This is a genomic window from Rhizobium sp. BK512 (assembly GCF_014194915.1).
Lineage (GTDB): Bacteria > Pseudomonadota > Alphaproteobacteria > Rhizobiales > Rhizobiaceae > Rhizobium.
The window spans coordinates 74,265-100,443 of record NZ_JACIAS010000011.1 but is presented as its reverse complement, the minus strand read 5'-3'; the positions used below and the strand labels follow the sequence as shown (position 1 = coordinate 100,443).

The window sequence follows — 26,179 nt, the reverse complement described above, 5'->3', positions numbered from 1 at the left end:
ATCACCGTATGACCGCGATTTCTGTGATTGTGGTTTTGGCCCGCTTTGCGAATGCCCGCTGGAAGGTCGGTGGGATCAGCTTGTCTTTCGTGGTGACCATGAAATGGGATGGCTTGGCTTTCACGCCACCTTGGTGATCGGAGTCTGTACGGCTTCCAGGCCCGATGCGCGTGGCATTGGAGCCCATCACCAGCACTTTTCCCTTGCTCATAGAAGACCCTCCCGGTGTTTTGCGACAAATGGCGGATCGATGAACGATCCCGCAACTTCGAGGAGGATATCGCGGAGACGCTGCGAGGGTTGGTTAAAAGAGGTTAAGACAGCCCTACGCCCCGACAGTCAAAGTCGGTCACTCGACTTCACATAGCTGTCCGATTTTCGATGGGTTGGATAGGGTCCGAGGAAAAGAACCGCTGCTGCGCCACCCACTAGCAGGAGTGCGCACGCTTCGAGGATCCCTGAATAGGTGCCCGTCCTGTCAAAAACATAACCGAACAGGCTGGGTCCTACAAAAGCGCCCACCACGAAGATGCCATACAGCGTGGCATAGGTCACGGCATAGCTGCGCATCCCAAGGTAGCGGGCAACGAGATAGGACATCAGGTCGAATTCCATTCCTGAGGTCAGTCCGAGCAGCACGATTGCAACGCCGGCCACGGAAAAACTCACCTGACCACCTGAAAGGATGAGGCAGGAGAGCGCGCCCATCATCAATATTACCGCACAGATGGCGGGCGCCCAGAAGCGATCGGCCAGAACGCCGCCAAGCAGGCGGCCGGCCACGGCGGCGATACCGACGAGCGAGGCGAGTTGGACGACTTCGCGGGGTGACAGGTCCAGCGAGCGAAGTATATTCTCGATATTGGGGAGCGGCGCGGCGATGGCGAGCGACATCGGGATAAAGACGATTGCCAGGAGCCAAAATTGGCGGGAGCGGAAAGCCTCTCTGGCGGACATGCCCTCTTGCCTCTCGGTCATCGTCCGAGAAATGCCTGGGGTCCCAGTCTGCAACCCCGCAAAGCCCCAGAGGACCAAGGGGCACGCGATGACCATGGGCATTGCACCGATCACAAGGATCGCGACGCGCCATCCAGCGGTTTCGATCAGGAGCTGAGCGAGCGGTTTCACCGCGAAGGCAAACAGGCCTGCGCCGGAAAGCGCGATTCCAAGCGCCAGTCCTCGGTGCCTTTCGAACGCGCCGTTGATCACTCTGGTAAAGACGACGGGCGTCGCGCCCAGCCCGGAGATCGCGATAGCCAGCCATGAGATATAGTATTGCTGGATTGAGCCGTTCGATGCGGCGAGCGACATATAGCTCAAGCCCAAACACGACAGAGAGATCGACGCCACAATGCGCGGTCCGAACTTATCGATAAGCGCTGCGAAAAATGGACCGACGATCAGAACGGCACCCGCCAGCAGCGATAGGCCGCCAAAAATGGTGGCGAAAGACCACCCGAATTGTGCCACGAAAATCGGCGCGAAGATGCCAATGGTGTAAAATGGGATGGCCGGCATTCCGAGAGTGGTACCTAGCAAGCCGGCTAGCACGACCCGCCATCCGGCCCTGAACTCGCCAATGTCCGTCCCGTCCAATTGGATCCCCTATTTATGGAGGCGATATTCGCCAAAGCCATGGATGTAGAGAGGCACGATCCGCAATCGTGTCGCGGTGTTTCGCCGATGCAACAGTCGCGAGCATCTTAGACACTTGTGAATACACTGTTGCGAGCGCGACCCACTGCAAGGCAACGTTGTTCCCCGCCTGTCTGGTGTCAGAATCTTGCCACGACCGAACACATGAAGCAATTGAGGGCGCGTAGCCGCCATTCATTGATGCGCTTGTGTATCGCAATGGACGCGGTCTGGGCGTCAGATGACATTGCTCTTGCGCGGATCGAGGTCAAAGACCCACTTGTTGAAATTCAACCGCATCAACATGCTCTAAGCCGGAGCGGTTACGGGGTTGACGGCGCTGCGCGGGTCCGTGCCTTAACGAGGACAGCCATTGAATGGAACTAAAACCGGGTTCTGTTCATATCGCCTTACCGTGACAGATTAACCTTTTTTAACCGGCCATGTCGGTACTGCGGTGATATCAAAGTAGCGGGCTGATCGCGTGATCGAGTTCATTCAGTGCTCGCGTAGGATTGCCCTTATTCAACAGGTTCAAGCTTCCAGTGGTCGTTGTTGGCCATGGCTGGTTGTGCCTGAGCCCGAGGTGATCGAGGAACCCACTATGCCCCGCGCGCTGAGCACACTCACATTGTCGGACGCCAAGCAAATGCTTGAGGCGGGCGAGGCAAAGGCGGCAGAGCTCGGCATCCCTTACAATATCGCCATAGTCGACGTGGGCGGCGCACTGATTAGTTTCGTGCGCCAGGACGGCGCGCTCGAAGGGAGTATCGATCTTGCCATCGGTAAGGCGAAGACCGCGCGGCTGTTCAACAAGACGACCGAATATCTCGCTGAACTGGCGCAGCCTGGAGCTCCTCTGTTCGGGATAGAGCAGAGCAATGCCGGCAATGTCGTGATTTTCGGTGGAGGCCTGCCCGTGACTGTCGAGGACCAGATCGTCGGCGCCGTCGGCACCAGCGCCGGTTCGGTCGAACAGGACATCGCGGTCGCCGAGGCGGCCGTCGCTGCGATCACAAGAAATCCAAAAGCCTGAAGGAGGCCAGTGATGAAAGCTGCGCGCATTCTCGAATACAAAAAGCCCCTCACCCTTGAGGACGTTAAGGTTCCGGACATTCAGCCTGACGAGGTTCTCGTGAAGGTCGCCGCTTGCGGCATGTGCCGCTCGGACGTGCTGCTGATTGATGGCTTCTTCCAGGGCTATGGCGATATTCCGCCCCCCGTCATTCCTGGTCACGAGATTACAGGGACAGTCGAAAAGATCGGAGGCGTCGTAGCCAAGGCTGCGGGACTGGAGGAAGGTGACCATGTTGTTGTGTCACCTGGGTGGGGTGATGGCGTCTGCAAGCATTGCCAAGTCGGCAACACCCATATCTGCCCCAATGTCCGCTGGCCCGGCTTTGGTGCTTATGGCGGCTTTGCCGAATATATTCCGGTGCCGGCCCGTTACGCGATCAAGGTCGCCAAACACCTCAAGTTTGAACAGCTTGCCCCCCTCACCGACGCCGGGCTGACCCCTTATCGTGGGCTCAAGAAGATCCGTGATGCAGGCGGGCTCGGTCCGGATAAGGTGATCGGCGTGTTCGGTATCGGCGGCCTTGGTGCCTATGCCGTTCAGTATGCCAAGCTGCTGGGAGCGGGCGGGCCTGTTGTTGCCGTCGCGCGCAACGAAGAAAAGCTCCAGGTCGCGAAGAAATACGGCGCCGACCACATCATCGCAATCGAAGGCAAGTCCTCCGAAGAGGTCGGAAAGGAGCTAAAGAAGGCGACCGGTCAAGATAAGTTCGATGCGATAATCGACTGCGCGGGCGCAACCGAGATGATGCAGCTCGCCTTCTCACGCCTCGCGATCAGCGGCCATTACGCCGATGTCGGTTTCATCGGTGACCGGATCAACGTTCCGTTGTTTCCACGGGTCTCGGGCGAGCAGACCTTTCACGGCTCGTTCTGGGGAAACAACGCCGATCTGATCGAGGTCATGGCACTCGCCGCAGAAGGCAAAATTCAGCACACGATCAAGACGATCTCGTTCGACGATATCAACGAATACATCGATCTCATGCGAGACAATAAGGTCGTTGGGCGCGCCGTTGTCACATTCTGACGGCGTGGATCGCTTGAACAAGTTTCAAAGTGTTTAGGAGACAATCATGACCCAGCATGTCCTGTTTATCGTCACGAACGCAGCCGTGATCGGTCCGAAAAGCCGCAAGACAGGTTTCTTCTTCGCAGAGATCGCGCATCCGTTCGAGGTACTCGATGCCGCCGGCATTGCGGTGGAATTCGCTTCACCCGCCGGCGGATGGACGCCGTATGATGCCTACGATGACAACGACCCGGCGCAGAAGGCGTTCTTCGAGAGCAAGGCCTTTCGCCGTCTAAACCGCAGCCGTAAACTCTGCGAGGTGGATGCGGCTGACTACGATGCCATCCTCATTCCAGGCGGCCTCGGCCCTATGGTCGACATCCAGCGCAATGCGGAGGTCCAGCATTCGATCGTGCGCGCCTGGACGACCGGTAAACTCGTCAGCGCCGTCTGCCACGGGCCCTGTTCTCTGCTTGGCGTGGACCTTGGCGACGGCGCGCCGTTCGTGCAAGGCAAACGGATCACATCCTTTTCCAAGAAGGAAGAATACGATTATGCGCGCGAGGACGTGCCTTACGAGCTCGAGGATGCGCTGAGAGCTGAGGGCGCGCAATTTTCATCGGTCGAAAATTGGCAGCCACATGTTGTCGTCGACGGGCGGCTTATTACCGGCCAGAATCCCGCCTCGGCAGGCGAACTCGGCAGGAAGCTGCTCGCGGCCCTGCGGGAGGTCGCAGATCCTGTCTGAAGGGCCCATCCGAACGGGAGAACCAACATGTCATAGTCACCCGTGAAAATCACAGCCAGCCATCAGGGCAAGGCGGACGAATTGCGCGCGCTTCTGCTTTCCATGGCGCCACATCGCCGAGCAGAACAAGGCAGTCTGCGCTGGGATGTCTGAACGATACGTACTTGGCGAGCTTTATCGCGACGCGAGGCTGCCGAAGTGCATCGCAGAACTCCGCACTACCAGTCCTATCTCGCCAGCGTTCCCGCCTTGGCGGACCGCTCAGCGCTCATTCTCGAAGCCGTCGCGCTTGAAGAATAGCAACTGTTTGGAGGGTCTCATGCTTGAGGTCGTGCAAGCCTATGATCGCGAACATATCGCCGAATTGCCCACGGACGATGCCGCGGCAGTTGAACGGAAGCTGATCGCTGCGCGCGAGCGCTTTGAGGATCGAAATGGCTGGCTGCAGCCGCATCAGCGCATGGCCGTGCTGCATCGGCTTGCAGATCTCGTCATCCAACGGCGCGAAGCCTTCGCGATGCGTATCGCCTGTGAAGGGGGAAAACCCTACAGCGACGCATTGGTCGAAGCCGACCGCGCCATCGACGGGATACGCACCGCCGCCGACCTGCTTCGCACCCGCGGCGGTGCCGAGATTCCGATGGGACTGACGCCAGCCAGCGAAGGGCGACGCGCCTGGACGATCCTGGAACCCATCGGCGTGGTCGCTGCGATTTCGGCGTTCAATCACCCATTGAACCTCATCGTGCATCAGATTGCACCGGCGATCGCCACGGGCTGCCCGATCATAGTCAAGCCTGCGGCGGCGACGCCGCTTTCCTGCCTGGAACTCGTAAAGCTCGTCCAAGAAGCAGGAATGCCGGAAGGCTGGGTTCAAACCGTGCTCCCCGAGAGCCGCGGCCTGTCGAGCGCTTTTGCGAGCGATCCGCGCGTGGCCTTCCTGAGCTTCATCGGCTCTGCCACGGTGGGCTGGCATCTGCGCGCCAATCTGGCGCCGGGAACACGCTGCGCTCTCGAGCATGGCGGCGTGGCGCCAGTGATCATCGACCGGACGGCCGATATCGACGCGATCATCGAGCCGCTTGCCAAGGGCGGCTACTATCATGCGGGTCAGGTCTGTGTCTCGGTTCAGCGGATCTACGTCCATAAATCCTTGAAGGATAGTTTCGTCGAGCGGTTCGCCGAACGTGTCGGCCGCCTGCACGTCGGTGACCCCCGGCTTGCCGAAACCGAAGTCGGTCCGCTAATTGAACCGGCTGAAGCCGAGCGGGTCGCGACCTGGATAGCAGAAGCTGCATCGAGAGGCGCGCGGCTGATCGGCGGTGGACGTCTCAGCGAGACGACGCTGGCACCGGCTATTCTCGTCGATCCGCCAAAGACATCGAAGGTCGCACGCGAGGAGGTGTTCGGCCCGGCAACCTGTATATTTGGTTTTGCCGATCTCGCTGAAGCTATCCACGAGGCGAATTCGCTGCCGGTTGCATTTCAGAGCAGCATCTTCACCCGTGATCTTGCCACCGGTCTCGATGCAGCCGAACGTCTCGACGCCTCAGCGGTCATGGTGAATGACCACAGCGCCTTCCGCACCGATTGGATGCCATTCGGCGGTCGAAAGACATCCGGCTATGGGGTCGGCGGCATTCCCTTCACCGCCCGTGAGATGACGGCGGAGAAAATGATCGTTTTCAAGCAGTGAATGGGGGTTGAGGTCACGTCGTTCCGCTCTGCTGGATATCTCAAGCAAGGAGAAAGAGATTGAAAGCCGCGGGACGAACTATCCCACGACAGCGTGCCCGCTCCCGGGCCGATCTCGACACCAGTCGCAAGATTCTCGACCAATAGCCGGCCTCCTCCACCCTCACCGGCTTTATCCCACAAGCGACCGACCGATATCAATGATGCCGCCGCGACATCAATCAGAGATGGCCTAGCCGAAGTCCGCGCAGGCTCGACACGATTTTCTGCAAAGCCATTTCCAGTTCGTCATCCGCGATCGTCAATGGAGGCGAAAAGCCTATCGCGTTGGCCCCCTTCATGGTCGTCGAAACCCCGTGCTCGAGTAGCATGTCGACAAGCCCACCATCATCCGTGTCGAACTGCGATCGATCAATTTCCAGGGCCAGCAGAAGTCCCCTGCCCCTTACGCCCAAAAGCGATGGTTCAATGAGCGCCAGGTCCGCAACACGAGCGCGCACCACATGTTCGAGATGGGCAGCGCGATCGGCCAGACCATCACGAAGGATGATGTCGACGGTGGTCAAGGCAGCCCTTGTCGTCATCGGATTCTTCTCATGTGTGTAGTGTCCGAGAGAAAGCTCAGGCGCGATATCGAGGCTTGCATCCGCAATAACCGCTGCGATCGGCAGGATGCCGCCACCCAACGCCTTGCCGAGCACGACGATGTCCGGGATCGCTTCGAACTGCTCAAAGGCAAAGAAGGTGCCGGTCTTGCCAAGGCCGGAGGGGATTTCGTCAAAGATCAGCCTGGCGCCGGCCGCATCGCAAAGTCTGCGTACCTCGGGCCAGAGACCATCTGGCGGCACCTGGAAATTGGAACGCATGGGTTCGGCGATCACCGCCGCTATGCCACCGTCCGTCTCGTCTAGAGCGGCTCTCAAATCCGAAATCATTGCGTCGGCACCGCCCTTGCTCCAGTAGGGGCGAATGTGCACCCGGTCGGGCAGGAAACTGCCAAGGCGAGGATCGGGGTTGGCGCGCGACAGTCCAAAGGAGCCGAACCCGTGGCCATGATAGCAGCCTTCCAGCGAAACGGTGGCGCTGCGTCCGGTGGCGACACGGGCGAGCTTGACGGCGATTTCGATCGCATCCGAGCCGCCGGTTGCGAACAGAACCTTGGCCTTGCCGCCAGGCCATTGCCCGACAAGACGTTCGGCCAGCAACGTCGCCGGTTCGTTCGTGTAGCGGCGCGGTGAAAACGGCAATGTGTCAAGCTGCGCCTTGAGTGCAGCGACAAGCTCCGGATTGGCGTGACCGATATGGTGCGTCGTATTGCCATGCAGGTCGATAAAGCGCCTGCCATCAAAGTCCTCGATCCAGATGCCGCAAACCCGCTTCAGCGCCGCAAGACACGGGCTCGATCCCTCTTGGTGGAAAAAACCATCGGCATCGCGCGCAACGAGTTCCGCATTGGCAGAAGGACCGTTGTGATCACGTTGATCGTCCATCAAAAGGTTCCTCCCATGCCGGTCACTGTCAATTGCGTTCCATATCGTTTGTCTGCGGCAGGATCGGCTGCCAGCCCCTGTGCGCGCCGCGTGCTTTTCTCGATCCACCAGACCGTGCCCATGGCCAGAACCGAGACGACGAGCAGCCCGACGCTCTTTGCGGCCGCATAGCCGTAGCTGGAGTCCTGCGCCGCATTGAAGATCGCAACCGATGCAAGCTGGACGTTGCCGCTGACGAGGAAGATGATCGACGACAGCGTCGTCAGGCCATCGACGAAGACGTACAGCACGCCGAGGAGGGCTGCGATGCGCAGCATCGGCAGCGTCACCTCGTAGAAGCGTCTGATCATGCCAGCGCCCAAGCTCTCCGCCGCCTCGTCGACCGCCTGATCAATGCGCTGCAAAGCGGCACGCGCAGCCAGCACGCCGACATAGAGATTGCCGAACATGATGTTGATGATGAGGATCGCCTGCGTGCCGGACAGCGACAGTGCCTTGATGCCGAAAGGTGCGTTGAAGGCGATAATATAGCCGACGCCGAAGATGATGCCCGGAAGGATCGCCGGGATCATCGCCTGGAAGGCGATCATGTCTCCGAAGGGCGCACGCATCCTTTCAGCAACATAACCGATCACAAGCGCAAGCAGGCCGCCGATCGGCGCGGCAACAGCCGCGATCCGGACACTGTTCCAGACCTGTTCAAGACCGCCGCTTGCCGATCCGTAATTGGTGCCGGCAAGACCGGATCCGATGCCGTCCGGCGTAAAATAGGCAAGCGTGAAGCTCCAGTCGACGCCCCAGATACGTGTCACCGAGCCCAGAATGACGACGCCATAGATGGAAAGAATGAGCAGGCAGAAAATACCCGCAAGCCCCGTAAGACCCGCCCTGACGAGGAGTGGCTGAAATACTTCGGCTGGCGTGCCCGCATCGGCGCTGACATAGCGCTTGCGTCGGCCGATCTGCTCGAGCGCCAGATAGAAGATGAGCGACGGGACGATCAGCCAGAGGCAGATCGCCGACGCAAGCGGCGTATTCTGGAAACCGGTGATCTGGTCGTAGATGACGCCGGCAAGAACTGGCGTATCGCGTCCGAGGATCATCGGATTGCCGAAATCCGTCAGGCTCTGGATGAAGACGAGCACGATCGCCCGCTTCAGGCCCGGCCAGCTCAGCGGGAAGGTGACATTGAAAAACAGCGCCAGCCGTCCGGCGCCAAGCATCATGGCCGCCTCATCCAGCCGTCCGTCCTGGCGCCGCATGACATTGTCGAGAACGATCAGCGTCGTTGGCAGGAAGGATAGCGTCTGGGCTATGATGATGCCGAAGGGTCCATAGAGATTGAAGGCGTCGGCGTCGGTCAGGCCGAGCGTCTGGTCGAGCAGGGTAAAGGTGATGAGCCCGCGCCGACCGAAGAGCATGGTGGTCGCAGTCGCCACCAGCACCGGCGGGGCGACCAGCGGCAGTAGGAGTATTGTTCGTGTGAGGGCAGGCCGCGCGATGCCGCCGCGATTGAGCCCGTAGGCGATCGCATAGGCAATCGAGACCGTGAAGAAGACGGAAACCGCGGCCAGCCAGAGGCTGTTGAGGGCGGCCTTGCGCAGATAGGGATCGGCGAGGACGGCGACATAGTTGTCGAGCCCGTAGCGCGCGGCTTTGGCGGTGCGCAAAAGATCGAATTCGGAAGGCGCCAGCGTGTCGCGCACGGCAAAGGCAAGCGCTATGCGCTTGTGCAGCATGATCTGGGCGACCGGAAAGGCGGCATCAACAGCCGCCCGGTCGGACGGTGAGAGGCTCGAGAAAGCCTTCTCGATCGCTGCCTGCTGCTGGTCGAAGGGCTGATCCGTGCGCCAGGTAACTTTGGCGCCGGCAAGCTCGTAAGCGGTCGCGGTCGCTTTGACACGTTCGGCTTGCGTCGCGTCGGTCACCCATTTGTCGATTGCCGCCTGCCGTTTGTCAGCGGGCAAGAGGGCGATGGCGTGCTGTGTCATCTCGGCGAGACGCCAGGCCGGCAAGGGGCCGGAATTGTCGAAGCTCTTGATGAGCACCAGCGTCACAGGCACTACGATGAAGGTCAGCAGCAACAGCATGACGGTCACGGCTGCCGCAATTGCCGGAAGACGGCGCAATAGATGTCTGTTCATGAGATCGGCCGATCGAGGAGAACGAGCTGCGCAAGATCGGGCTTGACGGCAATTGCAGCGTGGCGGTGAAGACCAGCCCAAGCCGATGTCGAGGGCTGCTCGGCGATGAGCTTCAGATTGCCGGGGCACTTAATGACGACGCGCAACGTGGAGCCGAGAAAGGTGACGGCTTCGACCGTGCCACAAACCGCACCGGGATCATCAAACCCACATGGCAGCATATGCTCGGGGCGGATCATGATGGTGACGGACTGGCCTTCAACGACGCTTCCCGGAAGGGCAAAATCCCACAGAGCATCATTGACGACAACACCGCGCCTGGCAGCCATACCATTGAGAATATTCGACACGCCGATGAAGTCGGCAACAAAGCGCGAGACAGGCTGATGGTAGATCTCGTTCGGAGTGCCGATCTGTTCGATGCGCCCGGCACGCATGACGGCGACCCGATCGGACATGGCAAGCGCCTCCTCCTGATCGTGGGTCACGTAGAGCGTCGTGATCCCCAGTCGATCGACGAGACCGCGAAGCTCGGCTCGGAGCTTAGCGCGAATACGGGCATCGAGTGCTGACATCGGTTCATCGAGGAGCAGGATTTCCGGCTCGGCGGCAAGCGCTCTGGCAAGCGCCACGCGCTGCTGCTGGCCGCCGGACATCTCGTGCGGGTAGCGGTCGAGCAATCGGTCGATTTCGACTATTTCGGCGAGCTCCCTCACCCGTCTACGGATTTCGCCGCGCGGCCGACCGGCCATGCGGGGGGCAAAGGCAATGTTCTGCTCGGCGGTCTTGGTCGGGAAGAGCGCATAGGACTGGAAGACGAAGCCCATGCGACGCGCAGCGGGCGCGAGATAGGTGACATCCTCACCGTGGCGCAGGATCCTGCCACCGTCCGGTGCGGCAAAGCCCGCGATCATGCGCAAGAGTGTGGTCTTGCCGCAGCCGGAATCTCCAAGCAGCGTGACGAATTCGCCAAGCCCGATTTCAAGATCGACGCGGTCGACAGCTCTAAAGCCGCCGAAGCGCTTGGCAAGACCTTCCACGACCAGATGCGGCCCGCCTCTATCGACGGGTCGCTGGCTGGCAATATGATCGGCGCGCTGAAGCATCAGCCGCCATTCAGGAAGCGAGCGGAAAATTCCTTGCGGAAGTCGTCCATGTTGACCGGACGGCGCATCGTCCAGGTGCTGACCTGATCGAGATCGACGAGACCATATCCCGGCACGGCGGTAGCGCCGACCAGTTTGCCGAGGACTTCGGCCGCATCCTTGCTAGCCATGAAATCGAGGAAGAGCTTGGCCTCTTCCGGATGCGGAGCACCGGCGAGAAGTCCGCCGCCCTCGCTGGTATTCGGCGTGATCCGGCCGAAGACGATATCGACAGGCCGCCCGGCGGACTTCGTCGCATAGCAGGTCGTGTCGTAGGAAAGGCCGATCGTCACCTCGCCCGTCCCGGCAAGCTGGGCGCCGCCAGAACCGCCGTCGGAATACTGGTAGACGTTCTCGTTGAGGTTTTCGACGAAAGGCCAGCCGAATGCATCGACAAAGGTCGTCAGGATTGCGCCGCCCGTGCCGGACTTCATCGGCGACGGAAGCGAGATTTCCTTCTTGTAGACCGGCTTGATCAGATCTTCCCAGGTCGTCGGCATTGGCAGATGCTTTTCGGCGAGACGGTCGCGATTGACCACCATGCACATCGTCGTCGCGAAATAGCGGGTATAGAAATTGTCGGGATCACGGAAACTGTCTCTGATGTCGGTGCCCGCAGCCTTGTAGGGTTCGAAGGCGCCGGCATTTTTCAGCTGCTCGAGCGCGTCGCTGTTGACGAGATAGACGAGGTCGGCCTGGGGATTGCCCATTTCGGCGATGGCGCGCTCGGCGATCGGCCCGGTCGATCCGGAAACGACCTGAAGCTTGATGTCTGGATATTTGGCGCTGAAGGCGGCCGTCAGCGCGTTGCTGACATTTTCAGAGGCGTTGTAGATGACAAGGTCGCGGGCTTCGGCCTGTGCCGAAAACAGAAGAGCGACGGCGCCCGCCGCTGCAAATTTGAGTGTGTTCATGTCGGTTCTCCAATATTTTTGGCGAGACGGTGGAAAATTCAAAATGCCCGGGAGTTGCCGAGCCGCTATAAGTTTGATCTATAGTTAAGATGCATGAATTAAGTGACACTTATTTGACGATGGATATCGGATATGAATTTTGCGCAGTTGCGAGCCTTCTACGCCGTCGCTCAGCACGGCACTTTTTCTGCCGCCGCCCAGGCGCTCAGCGTCAGCCAGCCGGCGGTCACCCAGCATGTGCGGGCGCTTGAAGAGGCGATCGGCAACAGGCTGTTTCACCGGCGCGGCTCTGGCGTGGAACTGACGCCCGATGGTGTCGACCTGCTCCCGCATATCCATCAGATCATCAAGGGGTTGGAAGATGTCGCCGCCAGGATCGAAGGTGGCAAGGAACTGCGCACGGGGCATCTGACTGTCGGGCTCTGCAGCCCGCATGTCGCAATGCCGCTGATCCGCAGGTTCCGCATGACGAGGCCGGGCATCCATATCGATACGCGCATGTCGAATACCGGCACCCTGCTCGATCTCGTGTCCCAGCAGCGCGTCGATGTCGCCGTCGTGACCCTGACCGAGCCTCGCGACGATCTCTACTGCCATCGCCTGGTGGGACAGGAGGTGCTGGTCGTCGTGCCGGTCGATCATCGATGGAGTGGGCGGGAGGCGATCGGCATCGATGAACTCCAGGACCAGCCCTTCATCCTGCGCGAGGCAGGCTCGATGACGCGACAGATTTTCGAGCGTGCCCTTGCCGACAAGAACATCCGCATCCGTCCGGAATTGGTGCTGGCAAGCCGGGAGGCGGTCAAGGAAGCCGTCGCCAATGACCTCGGCCTCGGGATCGTTCTCGATAAGGAACTCGGCAATGACGAGCGTCTGGTCGGATTGAGGATTGCCGGTGCATCGGTCGCGGCAAACGAATATCTCATCGCGCATCCCGAGGTCAGCGACCTCGGCGCCGTCAGGGAATTCATCTCGTCAGCACAGCACGGCCCCACAGACGAATTGGTGGAGTGATCCGATTGCGGAGTTCGGCTCTCCTATCAGACAGGCCCGGCACTCCCGGTCACTCTCGTCCCGCGACTGGCTGGCCTACCCATCGCGTAGGCCATCTGTGCCAGACTAGTGATTTCGTTGGTCGCCGCAACGCGCCGCCCTCAGCAGGTTCTCGGCCTGACGGATTGCCTCGTCGATGCGTTCGACCACTCTGCCATGCACCGGGTTCTTCTCGGCAATCGGTCGGGCAGACCTCAAAACCTGAAGAATGAGCTCCAATCGTTCCCGCATGTCACCCCCATGCGAATGGAAACCGGATTGGAGCGTAGCATTTCGGTTCATTGCAGTGACCCTGTGCTTTCGAGGGTGCCGGCAGGATTATGCGCATCGAATTCGCCATGGGAGTGACATAACGCATCGCTTGGGGCCCTCACCTGCCCGGCCGCACCAGCGACCGGGCAATATCGATGATATCGTCGCGGCCGGCTGTCGGATCTTCCCGGTTCCAGGCGACACCGAGCCCGATCTTGAAATCGACGCCCCTCACCTTCTTCAGCTCAGACCCGCGGTTCGGCAGATCCTGCGTCGCCTTTGGTTAGACGGCTTAAGCGATATCTCGCTCCCAGTACCAGGCGACATACATCGACTTTCGATCATGCTTGCGGCTCTTGAGGAGGCTGCGCACTGACCGGGCGCCTTCCTTTTCGCAGGCAACCCAAACGAAGGTATTGTGAGCCGAGGCGACAATCGCGGCTTTCGCCTGATCCGCCAAAATATCCTTTGCACCCGGGGGATAATGTCTACGATGCAACCAACGCACCTTGAGAGTGCCCTTGGTCGGCAAGGGCTGCTCCTCGAGGCTATCTTCTACTTCAATGATTGCCTCAATGTCTGCCCCTGGAGCGACTTCGGCGATGATGCGTGCAATCGCCGGCAAAGCGCTTTCGTCGCCGACGAGCAGCATGCGAGACGACATCGGCAAGCTGCCGCTGCCCGGTCCGAGCAGCGCAAGGCGATCGCCGGGCCGGCAATTGCGGGCAAAATCCGCACCGGGTGTCGTTACGTTTGGCATCGGATGTTGGAAGAAGTCGATCCACAGTTCCCTACGTTCAACATCAACGGCGCGGATCGTGTAAGCGCGCACAAGAAGCTCATCCTCACCATCAGGCCATGCAATGCGGCCATCCGTGCGATAGCGGGGCCAAACTGGCTGCCGTCCCTTCGGCGGCACGATGACGCGGACATGCATGTCGCCACCGACGAAGGGAGTAATGTCAGCACAGCTCACCTTAACCCGCCGCATATGGGGCGTGACATCCTCTACCGCGGTCACCATGACCTCGTGCATATCCGGCAGCCGCGCAGCCGACACGGGCTCCGACCATGCGAGGTCAAACGCCGTCTCGCCGGCGAAGAAGAACAGGTGCTCGGCGATACTGGTGCGAACCATCTGCAAACTGTGTTCCGACGGGCAATTCAGATCAATCAGCAGTCTTTTGTCCTGAAGGTGAATGCTGGCCGTGCCGAATGAGCTTTTCAACACAGCACGGTCGGCGTTTCGCAGTACCTCGGCATGTTCGACGAAGTGTTCACATATCTCATCGAGCATATGGGCCGGGTCGCGCGGATATGCGATGCCCGAAAGCTGGAACTCATGAACCGTGCTCATGCGCGTTGCGCCTCTCTTCTGTGTTTAGCCAGCCGATGCCGCCCGATCGGCAGCATCATCGGCCGGTCGGAGACGGGGTCGGTGATGATCTCGCTTTCGAGCCCGAAAACGTGGCGGACGGTCGCCTGCGTCAAGACCTCTTCCGGCGCGCCGCTGACCTCCACTCGCCCGTCGCGCATGGCGACCAGGTAATCCGCATAGCGCGAGGCGAGATTAAGGTCATGTAGCACCATGATCACGGTTGTGCCGCGTTCCCGATTGAGATCGGTCAGAAGGTCCAGCACTTCGACCTGATGGCTGATGTCGAGGAAGGTCGTAGGCTCGTCCAGCAACAGGATGTCGGTTTGCTGGGCAAGCGCCATGGCGATCCACACACGTTGGCGCTGTCCGCCTGAAAGTTCGTCCACCGACCGTTCAGCGAGGTCGCCTGTCCGGGTCGCGGTCAGCGCGCTTTCCACCGCTTCATCATCGCTCTTCGTCCAGCGCGAGAACAGGCCTTGATGCGGATGCCGGCCGCGGCCGACCAGGTCGGAAACGGTAATGCCTTCGGGGGCGATCGGCGACTGGGGCAGCAGGCCGAGCGTACGCGCCAGTTGACGTGGCGCGGTCCGATGGATCGATTTGCCGTCGAGCAGCACTTGGCCCTCTCGGGGAAACAATAGCCTCGACATAGCACGCAGCAAAGTGGACTTTCCGCAGGCATTCGCGCCGACGATCGCAGTGATGCGACCCGGCGGCACGGCGAGATCGAGGCCATGAAGCACTTCTGTATCGCCATAGCCGGCCGAAATACGGCTGGCGTTGAGGGTATGCGCAGTCATAGCGAGCCTCCAGAGCGGTTGACGCGTATGATCAGGTAAATCAGGTAGGGCGCGCCGAGGGCACCGGTCACGACACCGACGGGATAGCGGTTCGGCAACAGGAATTGGCCGACATAGTCTCCGCCAAGCACAAGGATCGCGCCAATTAGCGCCGATGGGATCAGCAGCGATCCACTGGCGCCAATGATGCGGGCGGCAATCGGACCGGACAGGAAGGCAACAAAGGCTATTGGGCCGGTAACGGCTGTCGCTGAGGCGATCATGCCCACAGCAGCGATGATCACCAGTATTCGGGTTGCCGAAATCCGGACGCCGAGGGCCGCAGCCATGTCATCGCCCATACGCAATGCATCGAGCTCACGCGCCCGGCTGAGCAACAGCGCCGCGAAAACGGATAGCGCCAGCAACAATGGCAAGGCCTGGCCGAACTGGGAACCATTCAGACTGCCGGTCAACCAGCGCATGGCCTCCTGCAGCGTCCAGGAAGGCGCGATTGAAAGAATATAGGCGATGATGCTTTCCAGCATGGCCGAGACGCCAATGCCGACAAGGATCAGGCGCGTTCCCGACACGCCGTTTCGAAACGACAGCGCGTAAACCAAAACCGCGACGCCGAGACCGGTGGTAACCGCCAACACCGACACCGTCGGGCCCTTCATCGCTAGGACGACAATGGCGAAGACGGCGGCGGCACTCGCTCCTGATGTGATGCCGATAATATCGGGGCTCGCCAGTGGATTGCGCAACATTGTCTGGAAGGCGACGCCCCCGAGCCCGAAGCTGAGGCCGGCCAATATGGCAATTATCGCTCTCGGCAACCGCAACTGGCCAACGGTAAAACTGGCACCGGCAACATTGTCACCCATCATGACCCTGATGACATCGGCAATCGGTGTGTAGGATTGCCCAAGCGACAGTGTCAGGACGAAAAGGGCAACGACAATCATGAGAAGCGCTGCGACAACCATGGCATAGCGACGCGAACGACGTCGCCGGGCAGATACGATCAAATCGAGAGTGGAGGCCATGATGGTCATATATCGCGCACCCGTTGGCGCCTGAGGATCCAGATGAAGAACGGTGCTCCGATGAGTGCGGTGACGATGCCCACATCGATTTCGGAGGGCCTCGCGACGATGCGCCCGGCGATATCGGCAAGGGTCAGCAGGCAAGCGCCCCCAACCGCCGAGAACGGCAGAAGCCAACGGTGATCGACACCAATCAGCAGCCGGCACAGATGCGGGACGACCAGTCCGAGAAAGCCGATTGGGCCGCAGACCGCGGTGACGGCACCGCATAACAGGATGGCACCCAGCGAGGCGATGGCTCGCGCCACGGCAACCCTTTCTCCAAGCCCGGCGGCGAGTTCATCGCCAAGCGCCAGCGAATTCAGCTTGCGTGCGGACAGAAGGCTGACCGCAAAACCCACGGCGAGGAACGGCAACACGGGAAGAACGCGTTCAAAGGTTGCGCCGCCGACACCGCCGATCTGCCAGGAGCGGATGCCGCCGGCAATATCGCCGCGCGGCAGTACGACCGCGATCACCATGGCCGAAAAAGCCACCGAAGTCGCAGCCCCCGCAAGTGCGAGCTTCAGTGGTGTTGCCCCGCCACGTCCGAGCGATCCGATGGTGTAGACGAACAGAGCCGCAGATCCCGCGCCCAGGATCGCGGTCCATATGTAGGCATCGGCCGAGTCCATACCGAACCAGGCCACGCCAATCACCACAGCAAGCGAGGCGCCCATGTTGACGCCGAGTATGCCGGGATCGGCAAGCGGATTGCGCGTGACGCCCTGCATGAGCGCGCCGGCGAGACCGAGTGCCGCGCCGGCCAGCGCCGCAAGCAGCGTCCGTGGAATACGCAGCGCCACAGCCGCCTGCCCGATCGTTTGTGTTTCACCGCGCAGGGCCGCGACGATATCCGTCCATGCGACGTCGCGGGCGCCTGTCGTGACCGACAGGACGCAAAGCAGGACAAGCAGCAGGAGGAGGCAAGACAGCCAGAGACCGCGTCCTCGATTGGATCGCGCGATCGCGCCGCTACCATGGCTGTCCGACTTTACAACTGCAATGCTCATTTTGACTTGCTGGCCGACTTCTTGGCGGCCTCGGACAGCAGGGCGACGTAATCCTTCAACACCCAGGATACTGAAAGCGGCGTCGGATTTGCGCCATTGCCGATCGGGTTGTTGCCCAGCATCACGAGCGAGCGATTGGCGACGGCCGGCATCTTTGACAGGAGTGGGCTGGCATCCAGCGCATCGAGGAGTTTCTGTCCACCATAGGTCACGAGAATATCGACATCGTCGAAACTATCGACATGTTCAGCGCTTACCGAGCCAAAGAACTTGCCGGGTTGCGAGGCATTGACGACGCTCGTTGGCGACGTCAGCCCGAGATCGGCAAAATACTTCACCCGCGTATCGTTGGTCGTATAAAAGTTGACGATGCTCAGATCCGTTGCGTTTAGATGGGTGATGAACATCGCCGATTTCCCCTTGAGTTCGGGATGTCCGGCAATCGTTTGCGCGATCTCACCTTCGATCTTTTCGATCAGAGCTTCGCCTTCCGCGGCCATACCCATTCCAGCGCTGTCCAGCCGTATCGTTTCGCGCCAGTCGGTCGAATATGGCGCCTCCGGGTAAGCGACAACAGGTGCGATCTGGCTCAGCGTCTCGTAGTCGGCCTGGCTGATGCCGGAATAGGCGGCAAGGATGACATCTGGCTTCGTGGCCGCAACCGCCTCGAAGTCGATGCCGTCGCCTTCGTCGAACAATACAGGCGTATCGGCATGCAGTTCCTTCAGCCTTGCCGTATTCCAGGGCAGCACGCCATCGCCGTCGTCGTCACCAAAATTGGCCCGAGCCATGCCGACGGGAACGATTCCGAGTGCAAGCGGCACCTCATGGTTTGCCCACTCCACCGTTGCCACACGCTCAGGCTTCTTGGTGATGACGGTTGTTCCGAACGCATGTTTGATCGTGATCGGATAGGTCGCGGCCTCCGCCGCCCACGTCATTGCAGGCGCGAGGCCTGAAAAAACAGTGAACACCGCCCATACTGCAGACCATAACAATCGCGTCATCACACTCGCCCATCCAGTCAATAACTTGACTTTCAGTTTCAGGTTAGTCCTGTCCCGTCAACACAGAGAGTGTCGTTCCAGCCACAGAGGCGCGATTTTTCCGTGGGTTCGTACAAGGCGATAGAAAGTTACAATACTGGATAGCGACACTCAAGTTAAGAGCAGCGCTAGGGCATATCACGCAAGACCGAGGACGCACCACGAGCAGTCTTGCTCACACGGTGTCGTCGGCAGCTTGGGCGATCCTTTCGACGTCAACTTTTGGAACTTTCATCATGGATATCGACACAACGGGCCGCCGCTCGAGCCAAATTTCCCTACGCTGCCGGACTGCTTTTCTTCTCGGCTGCACAGCGGTCGCCGCCTTGGCGCCGACTTTGCTCTGGGGCCAGGAGGCAAATGGTGACGGTTCCGTCACCTCATTGGAACCGATCATTGTCCACGGCGGCATGCAGGGCGTTCTCGATACCGAAAATGATTCAAAGTCGGTTGTCGCGACGGAGACAACCGGCGTCGGCAAAATGCCGACCGACATTTTGACGGCACCCGCCTCCGTCTCGGTCATCACGTCCAAGGAAATCAAGGAACGCGCCGCTGAGACCGTCGAACAGGTCGTGCAGTACAGCGCCGGTGTATCGAGCGATTTCTATGGCTCGGACGATCGTTATGACTATTTCGATATCCGCGGCTTTGTACCCTATACCTACCGCGACGGGCTGGCGATCGGCCGCACCTTCGCCGGCGTTCGCGAAGAACCCTATGCTTTCGAACGCATCGAGGTGCTGAGGGGCACCAGCTCCGCAGGCTTCGGCGTGGCCGAGCCCGGCGGCTCGGTGAACTACGTCACGAAGTTGCCGAAAAGCGAGCGGTTCGGCGAAGTGTACGGCACAGCCGGGTCTTATGCGCACAAAGAAGCTGGTTTCGATTTCGGCGACAACATTACCGAAGACGATACGCTGTCCTACCGCCTGACCGGCAAGTTCCAGAATGCGGACGCGGAATACGACTACTCCAAGGATAACGAGAAATTTCTCATGGGCGGCGTCACCTGGCGCCCGACCGACGCAACCAGCCTTTCCTTCGTCTTCGATCACCTTGACAAGGCAGGCGTTCCCGGCAGCGGCGGCCAACCTTACGGGACCGACTTTGACAGAAGCGAATTCTTTGGCGAGCCGGACTATTATTTCAGCAATACGAACCGCAACTCCTACAGCCTGCTGTTCGATCACGATTTCGGCGACGGCCTGAGCTTCAGCTCGAATGCCCGCTACAGCAAGTCCGACCTCGACTTCGGCAGCGCCTACCTCTCCAACACCCGAACCGACGGGTCGTTTCTGGCGGATCGTTACTATTTCGGCAGCGACACGGCCAACGAGCAATTCGTGATCGATGCGCATCTGATGTACGAGGCTAGTATCGACAGCGTCGAAAGCCGCACGCTGGCGGGTCTCGACTACAATCATTTCAAGTCGAAGAACTACGGCCTCTATCTGCCCGGCGCCCCGCCAATCAACTGGTTGGACCCGGTCTATTCCGGTGGCCCCAGCTCGACCGAGCCCACTTACGGCACGAGCAACAATCAGAAGACGACAGGGCTCTATCTCCAGCAGGACCTTACCTTCCTCGACAGGGTGACGTTGAGCCTCGGCCTGCGCAACGACTGGCTTGATCTCAGTGAAACAGACCTTTTCACCGATGCGAAAACAGCCGACACGCATAGCGAATTTTCCAAGCGTATCGGTGTGAGCTACAAGATTACCGATGAACTGGCGGCCTTTGCGAGCTACGGTGAATCGGTCGCGCCCCCGGCAATAGGGGCAGACCCTACCACCGGCAAGCAATATGAGGTCGGCGTCAAATACCGGCCGGATGCTTTCCCCGCCCTGTTCACGGCATCGATCTTCGATCTGACCAAAGGCAACATCACAACCTACGATTCCGTCACCTACATCCCACAGACGGTCGACAAGGTCAGGCATCGCGGCCTTGAACTCGAGGCCAAGGCCGAAGTCACCGACAATATCGATCTGATTGCGGCTTACACCTATATCAATTCGCGCATCGACGAGCCGGGCGGCGCGAATGATGGCAATCGCCTCATGCATGTTCCCGAACACATGGGATCGGTCTGGGGAACCTACACGCTGGTAGGCAACGGAGCGCGCGGCGACATGACATTCGGCCTCGGCGCGCGATATGTCGGCTCGTATTTCACGGATCTCGCCAATACCGAGTCGGCGAAATCCGAAAGCGCGGTGCTCGTCGATGCCTCGTTTTCCTATAAGATCCAGGAAAATACGACCCTCCAGCTCAACGCCAGCAATCTCTTCGACGAGAAGCACCGCGTTCATCAGGACAGCGGCGGCATTTTCTACAATCCTGGCAGAACGGTCATGGCGACACTGCGCCAGAGCTGGTGACATCTGGAGCCTGCCGGCAGCCTCTGTCGGCGGGCCTACCTCTTTGAAGGCACGACGGCAACGTCAGGAAAAGTACGAAGCGGGCTGCCCCCGGTACTCCAGACGCAAAAAGTGGGAGCGTTCTTTTTATCGCAGAAAACTCTATTGCGCGTCGTGGAAGCGGCGCCATGCGGCCGGCGTGTCGCCTGCAACCTGCCTGAAAACCCGCGTGAAATGCGCCTGATCGGAAAAGCCGATCTGTGCGGCAATCGCGGAAATCGTCATGTTGGTCTCGGCAAGCAACCCCTTTGCGCGATCGATCCGCTTGGCGAGCTGCCACTGCAGCGGCGTTTTTCCTGTCGTTTGCTTGAAGACATTCGAAAACCAGCTCTCCGACAATCCGACCGCCTGTGCCATTTCGGCGACCGTCAGCCTGTCGTCACGGAGTTCATCAACGCGCGACAAGAGCTTGTTCATCTGAGCCTGGGTGAGGCGACCCGCCGCCTGCCCGTCGTTCTGTTCATGAACATGAAGCAAGCTCGCCACAATGCTGCTCACCAGGCTTTCGATGTAGAGGGCATGCTTCGAGGGCTCGGAAAGTTCGTTCACGATCAGGCCGGCCAGCACCTCTATGGCCTCAACGTCGTAAATCTCGACAGGCCGACGAATGGCGGCAAGAGCGGCCGACGAGCCGATCGAGGGCGAGAGAAATCGCAGGAGACGATTTTTGTGAAGGTGCAGGTTCAAATGTGAAAAGCGGTGCGTTGTGGTGCTGCCGGTCCACACAGGAACGCCCGGCGGGACATAGATGGCGCGCGGCATTGGCCGGAACTGCCGGGCAAACTGGCCGTCATGGTTTGAAATTCGGAACTGGTCCGACATGTCGGTGAAGAAGACCATGATATGCGGGTGCCCGGCCAGATAATAACCGCGAGCGCCTGCTTGGCTTTCTGCCTCCCAGAACGCACTGACCAAACCATCACCCCCCCGCCACCGCACCGGAGCAATCGGCCGAATACCTTCGGTGCGCCAGATCATCGACTGCAAGAAATCCAATATTCCGACCCACTCTCGTCATCATTCTACCAGGTGCGATGCAGTGTGGAAGATAACGTTGCCAGCTGACCTTCCGTTTATCGCCGCAGCAGATAAAGATGAGTGCTTTTATCATATTTATAAGGATAAGCAATGTCGGGCTGCAAGCGACACCTCTGAACTCACCTGCCCGGCCGCGCCAGCGACCGGGCAATATCGACAATATCGTCGCGGCCGGCCGTCGGATCTTCCCGGTTCCAAACAACACCAAGCCGATCTTGAAATCGACGCCCCTCACCTGCTTCAGCTCGAAGCCGCGGTTCGGCAGATCCTGCGTCCATTCCGGCACGAAGCCGATGCCCAGTCGGGCCGAGACGGCTCGCTGGAGGGAGAGTTCACGAAGGGATGCGAGAAGACCAGAATCGACCGGCAGCCTTCTCTCGCGAGGTAGCGCAAGGGACGATATCTGGTTCTTCCGCGGCTAAGCGAGTGGAGTTCCCGCAAGAGGCCGGAACGATGTCTCTATTGGAGATCTAGAAATAGGAAGTAGACAAAGTGCGCCTCACACGCGGCTCATCTCAGTCTCCACCCAGTGCGCGTAATCCTGCAACTGCTCGAGCAGCGCAACGGCGTCGGTGATCAATATGAAGCGACCACCGTATTGTGCGAGGTCCTTGTTGCCAAGTATTCGCGAGAGCCTTGTCTCCTGGGATTTCGGCAGTCGGTTCCCCAATGCCTCACGCAACGTCTTTACCAGCGCGGAATGGTCCTGTTGGTTCACCTTTTTGGCGAAGGTTGCCGTCAAGGCATCCGTATAGGCTATGGCAGCGTTGACGATCGCTGATGCTATTGGATTCCCGAGCGTCCCGGTTTGGCGGCTGCAACCTGGTCTTCGGCGGACTTCAGGAAACTCCGCGCGATAATGAGGCGATTTTTGCCGTGTGCAGGATCGACGGACTTGGAGGGGCCGCTTCTGGTCACGCTATGGTTCCGCGTCAGATGATAGTTTCAGGCCGGCGACCCATTATCATAAGTCCCTCGTTTACAAAGGCTTGCCACAACGGATCATCGCTGTCTCGAAGGCGCCGCAGATCAGACGGCGAAAGAGTGTTGAGCGACGGGGCATAGTTCAGCTTCTCGCCTTGCACAACGAGCAAGTCAACACCCTCATTATGAACGCCGCCGACGTGCTCCTCGCTTGCAATGAAAGCAATGTCCAGATCACTTGTCGCGTGATCCTCGCCTCTGGCAACGCTGCCGTAAATCCAGGCTGAAATCACCCGACCTCCGAGCATCAGTGCACAGGCCCTAATCGAATCGAGAACGGCTTCAAATCGCTTTTCCTCCGCCTCGTATAGGGTCCGAATTATTTCCGAGAAAGGAGATTTATCACTGAGAGAAAACAGTCGGGCGTGTCCGTCGCCAGCTTCGGATACGATTCCGAGCTGTGTCAATTCTTGCAATGCAGCTGCCACAGGTGGAAGCGTCACATTCGTCCGGCGAATGAGGCCCGCCAGGCTCAGTTGGCCGCCATGGCGTGAAAGCTCCCTGAGAACGCGGATGTTCACCTCTCTTCCCAAGATGGTTGAGAGCGGGAAGCGCAAAGTGCTTTGGTGACGTGGACGGCCCATCACAGATTTTCCCAGTAGTATTATATATGTTTCTATATATTTCATATAGCAATACATAGCAACCATATAGATATCACCTCGCCCCGCGTGGGAGTAGCGTCCATACTGTGATTGATATCGCTCATTCTTTGACGACCGGCCCGCCCCACGAATTTTCGGAGTTTCTGAGACAACAACCAACGAAAAATCCGGGAATCATAGACCTCTTCAAGGCATAGATGTCATGAATCCTTCATTTGACATGTGATCTATATCACTCATACTTTGAGCGAAACAGATCACGAAGGACAGGCAACCGTGCTCACCGCAGCTCAAGACCGTCAGGCAAGAATCGTTGAACTCCTGAAAGAAGAGCAGTTTCTGGGCACCGGGATGCTCACGGAGCGGTTCGAGGTGTCTGTGGCAACCGTCCGTCGCGACCTCGGGGAGTTGGAGGAGGCGGGCCTCCTGCGCCGCACGCATGGTGGCGCAGTCAGCATCAACCAGGTTGCCCTCGACAAGAGCAACGCAGCCCGCTTGATCTGGAAACAGGCCGAGAAGGCGGCGATCGCTGGGGTTGTTGCGGACATGATCGCTGATGGCGACACAGTTCTCCTCGATGCAGGCACGACGGCGCTCGAAGTTGCCAGAAGGCTCGCCGGACGAAGCAGCCTGACGTTCATTTCGAACGGCCTCGATATCATTGCCGAGCTGACACGCTTCGACGGCCAGAACATTTATTCGGTCGGCGGCGAATACACCGAAACGAACCGATCCTTCCGCGGGCCTTTGGCAGAGCAATTCATTCGCCAGTTCAATGTCGACAAGCTCATTCTCAATGCCGCATCGATCGACGTCGATCGCGGCCTTGTCTGCACCGTGGAACCGGTGAATGCGAGCGTGGCGCGCGCCATGATCGAGGTATCGCGCCGCGTGATCGTCGTTGCGGACCACTCCAAGTTCACGAAATCCAGCATGTCGGTCGTTGCCAAGATCGAAGACCTCGGCGTCGTCGTGACCGATGCGGGCACGACATCCATCATCGACGCGGCTCCCGAGAGGCTGCGCAAGAAGTTCGTCATCGCGAACTGAGCAAAATCCAACATTCCATCAACAGCATCTCGCCAGGAGAAACAGATGCTCAAGACAAGCCGCAGAAAGTTCATGATCGGCGCAAGCGTTGCAGCGCTTGCCTCGACGACAAGTGCCAGGTTTGCCTTCTCAGCGGAGCGCCGCGCGCTGAAGATCGGTGTCAACGGCATTCCCGTGACGCTGGAGCCGATCAATGCCATCAGCAATGTCGGCCCCCGCATTGTCAACCAGCTTTTTGACACCCTGCTCGCGCGTGACTTCTTCGGAAAGGGCGCATCGGGCAACGGCATCGATCTGATACCGTCGCTGGCCGAGAGCTGGGAACGGATCGACGACAAGTCCGTGCGCTTCAAGCTGCGCCAGAAGGTCATGTTCCACAATGGCGTCGAAATGACTGCAGACGACGTCGCCTATACGTTCTCCTCCGAACGGCTGTGGGGACCCGAAGCAATCAAGACGATTCCGCTTGGTGGCGCCTATTCGCTCGATTTCGACGAGGCTCTCGTCGAGGATAAATATACGGTCGTCCTGCGCACGAAGACGCCGACCCCATTGACTGAATCCTACGTCGCATCGTGGATGGGGCGCATCGTTCCCAAGGACTACTACAAGTCGCTCGGCACCGTCGCCTTCGGAAACAAGCCGATCGGCACCGGTCCCTATAGGTTCGTCGAGTTCGTCGCCAACGATCGTGTCGTCATCGAAGCCAATGACGCCTACTGGGGCGCAAAACCGACAGCGTCGAAAATCACTTACCAGCTCGTCGCCGAACCGGCGACGCGCGTTGCCGGCCTCATCAGCGGCGAATATGACATCGTCACGACGCTGACGCCGGACGACATGGCGATGATCAACGGTTACTCGGACCTCGAGACCCGTGGAAGCGTCGTCGAAAACTTCCACATGTTCACCTTCAACATGAACCAGCCGGTCTTCCAGTCGAAGACGCTGCGCCGCGCGCTGGCTCTCGCGGTCAACCGCCCGCTGCTGGTCGAGTCCCTCTGGCAGAACAAGGCGATTATCCCGCACGGCTTCAACTTCCCGAACTACGGCAAGACGTTCGACCCCGATCGTCGCGCGCTCGCATATGACCTCGAGGAGGCAAAGCGCCTCGTGAAGGAAAGCGGCTACGACGGCTCACCGATCACGTACCACACGATGGGCAACTATTATGCAAACGCCACGCCTGCATTGATGATGATGATCGAGATGTGGAAGCAGATCGGCGTCACGGTGGTACCGAAAGTCTACGCTCCGGGTGCAGCTCCGAAGGACCAGGACAGCTACATGCGCAATTGGTCGAACGGTCAGTGGCTGACCGACGCCTGGGCGACGATGGTCTGCGAGTTCGGCCCCAAGGGCCAGGTTCAAAAGCGTTGGGGCTGGAAGGCTCCGGCGGAATTCAACGAATTGTGCACCAAGGTCTCACAGATGCCCGATGGCAAAGAGCGTTTCGACGCCTTCAATCGCCTGCGCGACATCTTCGAGGAGGAGGCGCCCGCCGTCATCCTCTACCAGCCGTTCGACGTCTACGCTGCCCGCAAGGACGTGCACTGGAACCCGATCAGCTTCGAGATGATGGAGTTCCGTAACAACCTCAGCTTCGGCTGACGCCA

Annotated in this window: 23 protein-coding genes and 2 pseudogenes; 8 read left to right on the top strand and 17 right to left on the bottom strand. The window is 59.5% G+C overall.

Annotation, left to right across the window (positions count from 1 at the left end):
* Nucleotide 1 precedes the first annotated feature (1 nt).
* Both FHX06_RS31085 and FHX06_RS31080 read right to left on the bottom strand, forming a co-directional pair.
* Nucleotides 2-211 carry a hypothetical protein gene (locus tag FHX06_RS31085; protein WP_113211729.1) on the bottom strand — a complete coding sequence of 70 codons (210 nt, stop codon included), beginning with the start codon at nucleotides 209-211 and terminating at the stop codon, nucleotides 2-4.
* Nucleotides 212-339: 128 nt separating this feature from the next.
* Nucleotides 340-1,518, bottom strand: coding sequence for an MFS transporter (locus tag FHX06_RS31080; protein WP_113211728.1), 1,179 nt, complete (start codon nucleotides 1,516-1,518; stop codon nucleotides 340-342).
* Between the two features lie 721 nt (nucleotides 1,519-2,239).
* Between FHX06_RS31080 and FHX06_RS31075 the strand changes: the two genes are divergently transcribed.
* From FHX06_RS31075 to FHX06_RS31055, 4 genes are all read left to right on the top strand, one after another.
* The gene (locus FHX06_RS31075; protein WP_113211727.1) at nucleotides 2,240-2,671 is read left to right on the top strand and encodes a GlcG/HbpS family heme-binding protein; all 432 of its coding nucleotides are present in this window, start codon (nucleotides 2,240-2,242) and stop codon (nucleotides 2,669-2,671) included.
* A 12-nt stretch (nucleotides 2,672-2,683) separates the two neighbouring features.
* The gene (locus FHX06_RS31070; protein ID WP_113211726.1) at nucleotides 2,684-3,739 is read left to right on the top strand and encodes an NAD(P)-dependent alcohol dehydrogenase; all 1,056 of its coding nucleotides are present in this window, start codon (nucleotides 2,684-2,686) and stop codon (nucleotides 3,737-3,739) included.
* 46 nt (nucleotides 3,740-3,785) lie between these two features.
* Entirely contained in the window at nucleotides 3,786-4,469 is a 684-nt protein-coding gene (locus FHX06_RS31065) for a type 1 glutamine amidotransferase domain-containing protein (RefSeq protein ID WP_113211725.1), read from the top strand.
* Between the two features lie 319 nt (nucleotides 4,470-4,788).
* Nucleotides 4,789-6,165, top strand: a complete 1,377-nt coding sequence (locus FHX06_RS31055) for an aldehyde dehydrogenase family protein (protein ID WP_183882058.1) — start codon at nucleotides 4,789-4,791, stop codon at nucleotides 6,163-6,165.
* A gap of 220 nt (nucleotides 6,166-6,385) precedes the next feature.
* Here FHX06_RS31055 and FHX06_RS31050 read toward each other — a convergent pair whose 3' ends face one another.
* The 4 genes from FHX06_RS31050 to FHX06_RS31035 are packed head-to-tail and all read right to left on the bottom strand — an operon-like array spanning nucleotide 6,386 to nucleotide 11,857.
* The gene (locus FHX06_RS31050) at nucleotides 6,386-7,654 is read right to left on the bottom strand and encodes an aminotransferase class III-fold pyridoxal phosphate-dependent enzyme (protein WP_183882056.1); all 1,269 of its coding nucleotides are present in this window, start codon (nucleotides 7,652-7,654) and stop codon (nucleotides 6,386-6,388) included.
* Nucleotides 7,654-9,798, bottom strand: a complete 2,145-nt coding sequence (locus tag FHX06_RS31045) for an ABC transporter permease (RefSeq protein WP_183882055.1) — start codon at nucleotides 9,796-9,798, stop codon at nucleotides 7,654-7,656. Before FHX06_RS31045 ends, FHX06_RS31050 begins: the two co-directional genes overlap by 1 nt.
* On the bottom strand, nucleotides 9,795-10,904 hold the full coding sequence (locus FHX06_RS31040) for an ABC transporter ATP-binding protein (protein ID WP_183882053.1): 1,110 nt from the start codon (nucleotides 10,902-10,904) through the stop codon (nucleotides 9,795-9,797). The genes FHX06_RS31045 and FHX06_RS31040 overlap by 4 nt, the downstream gene beginning before the upstream one ends.
* Nucleotides 10,904-11,857, bottom strand: a complete 954-nt coding sequence (locus tag FHX06_RS31035) for an extracellular solute-binding protein (protein ID WP_183882051.1) — start codon at nucleotides 11,855-11,857, stop codon at nucleotides 10,904-10,906. Before FHX06_RS31035 ends, FHX06_RS31040 begins: the two co-directional genes overlap by 1 nt.
* 132 nt (nucleotides 11,858-11,989) lie before the next feature.
* On the opposite strand from FHX06_RS31035, the gene FHX06_RS31030 reads away from it, so the two are divergent.
* Nucleotides 11,990-12,871, top strand: a complete 882-nt coding sequence (locus FHX06_RS31030; RefSeq protein ID WP_113211719.1) for a LysR substrate-binding domain-containing protein — start codon at nucleotides 11,990-11,992, stop codon at nucleotides 12,869-12,871.
* Between the two features lie 105 nt (nucleotides 12,872-12,976).
* On the opposite strand, the gene FHX06_RS31025 is transcribed toward FHX06_RS31030, so the two are convergent.
* The 7 genes and pseudogenes from FHX06_RS31025 to FHX06_RS31000 all read right to left on the bottom strand — a co-directional run bounded on the left by FHX06_RS31025 (nucleotide 12,977) and on the right by FHX06_RS31000 (nucleotide 18,427).
* Complete coding sequence (locus FHX06_RS31025; RefSeq protein ID WP_183882049.1) at nucleotides 12,977-13,141, bottom strand: hypothetical protein; 165 nt, start codon at nucleotides 13,139-13,141, stop codon at nucleotides 12,977-12,979.
* Nucleotides 13,142-13,280: 139 nt separating this feature from the next.
* Nucleotides 13,281-13,445, bottom strand: a pseudogene (locus FHX06_RS35765) (LysR family transcriptional regulator); the annotation flags it as partial.
* A gap of 9 nt (nucleotides 13,446-13,454) precedes the next feature.
* A complete protein-coding gene (locus tag FHX06_RS31020) occupies nucleotides 13,455-14,519 on the bottom strand; it encodes a DUF2218 domain-containing protein (RefSeq protein ID WP_183882047.1) in 1,065 nt (354 codons plus the stop codon).
* Nucleotides 14,516-15,340 carry an ABC transporter ATP-binding protein gene (locus tag FHX06_RS31015; RefSeq protein ID WP_183882045.1) on the bottom strand — a complete coding sequence of 275 codons (825 nt, stop codon included), beginning with the start codon at nucleotides 15,338-15,340 and terminating at the stop codon, nucleotides 14,516-14,518. The genes FHX06_RS31020 and FHX06_RS31015 overlap by 4 nt, the downstream gene beginning before the upstream one ends.
* Complete coding sequence (locus FHX06_RS31010) at nucleotides 15,337-16,377, bottom strand: FecCD family ABC transporter permease (protein WP_183882043.1); 1,041 nt, start codon at nucleotides 16,375-16,377, stop codon at nucleotides 15,337-15,339. Before FHX06_RS31010 ends, FHX06_RS31015 begins: the two co-directional genes overlap by 4 nt.
* Complete coding sequence (locus FHX06_RS31005; RefSeq protein ID WP_183882042.1) at nucleotides 16,374-17,420, bottom strand: FecCD family ABC transporter permease; 1,047 nt, start codon at nucleotides 17,418-17,420, stop codon at nucleotides 16,374-16,376. Before FHX06_RS31005 ends, FHX06_RS31010 begins: the two co-directional genes overlap by 4 nt.
* Nucleotides 17,417-18,427, bottom strand: coding sequence for an iron-siderophore ABC transporter substrate-binding protein (locus FHX06_RS31000; protein ID WP_183882040.1), 1,011 nt, complete (start codon nucleotides 18,425-18,427; stop codon nucleotides 17,417-17,419). The genes FHX06_RS31005 and FHX06_RS31000 overlap by 4 nt, the downstream gene beginning before the upstream one ends.
* A 275-nt stretch (nucleotides 18,428-18,702) precedes the next feature.
* Here FHX06_RS31000 and FHX06_RS30995 point away from each other — a divergent pair, with 275 nt between their 5' ends.
* On the top strand, nucleotides 18,703-20,847 hold the full coding sequence (locus FHX06_RS30995) for a TonB-dependent siderophore receptor (RefSeq protein ID WP_183882038.1): 2,145 nt from the start codon (nucleotides 18,703-18,705) through the stop codon (nucleotides 20,845-20,847).
* A gap of 141 nt (nucleotides 20,848-20,988) precedes the next feature.
* On the opposite strand, the gene FHX06_RS30990 is transcribed toward FHX06_RS30995, so the two are convergent.
* The 4 genes and pseudogenes from FHX06_RS30990 to FHX06_RS30975 all read right to left on the bottom strand — a co-directional run bounded on the left by FHX06_RS30990 (nucleotide 20,989) and on the right by FHX06_RS30975 (nucleotide 23,429).
* A complete protein-coding gene (locus tag FHX06_RS30990) occupies nucleotides 20,989-21,882 on the bottom strand; it encodes a helix-turn-helix domain-containing protein (protein ID WP_113211711.1) in 894 nt (297 codons plus the stop codon).
* A gap of 161 nt (nucleotides 21,883-22,043) precedes the next feature.
* Nucleotides 22,044-22,252, bottom strand: a pseudogene (locus FHX06_RS30985) (LysR family transcriptional regulator); the annotation flags it as partial.
* Between the two features lie 171 nt (nucleotides 22,253-22,423).
* Nucleotides 22,424-22,666 (bottom strand): hypothetical protein, encoded by a 243-nt coding sequence (locus FHX06_RS30980; RefSeq protein ID WP_246715700.1) that lies wholly within the window; start codon nucleotides 22,664-22,666, stop codon nucleotides 22,424-22,426.
* Nucleotides 22,667-22,856: 190 nt separating this feature from the next.
* On the bottom strand, nucleotides 22,857-23,429 hold the full coding sequence (locus FHX06_RS30975; RefSeq protein WP_312866606.1) for a nucleotidyltransferase domain-containing protein: 573 nt from the start codon (nucleotides 23,427-23,429) through the stop codon (nucleotides 22,857-22,859).
* Between the two features lie 360 nt (nucleotides 23,430-23,789).
* Here FHX06_RS30975 and FHX06_RS30970 point away from each other — a divergent pair, with 360 nt between their 5' ends.
* Together FHX06_RS30970 and FHX06_RS30965 are read left to right on the top strand one after the other, a co-directional pair.
* Entirely contained in the window at nucleotides 23,790-24,563 is a 774-nt protein-coding gene (locus FHX06_RS30970; protein WP_183882034.1) for a DeoR/GlpR family DNA-binding transcription regulator, read from the top strand.
* A gap of 45 nt (nucleotides 24,564-24,608) precedes the next feature.
* Nucleotides 24,609-26,174, top strand: coding sequence for an ABC transporter substrate-binding protein (locus tag FHX06_RS30965; RefSeq protein WP_183882032.1), 1,566 nt, complete (start codon nucleotides 24,609-24,611; stop codon nucleotides 26,172-26,174).
* Nucleotides 26,175-26,179 lie beyond the last annotated feature (5 nt).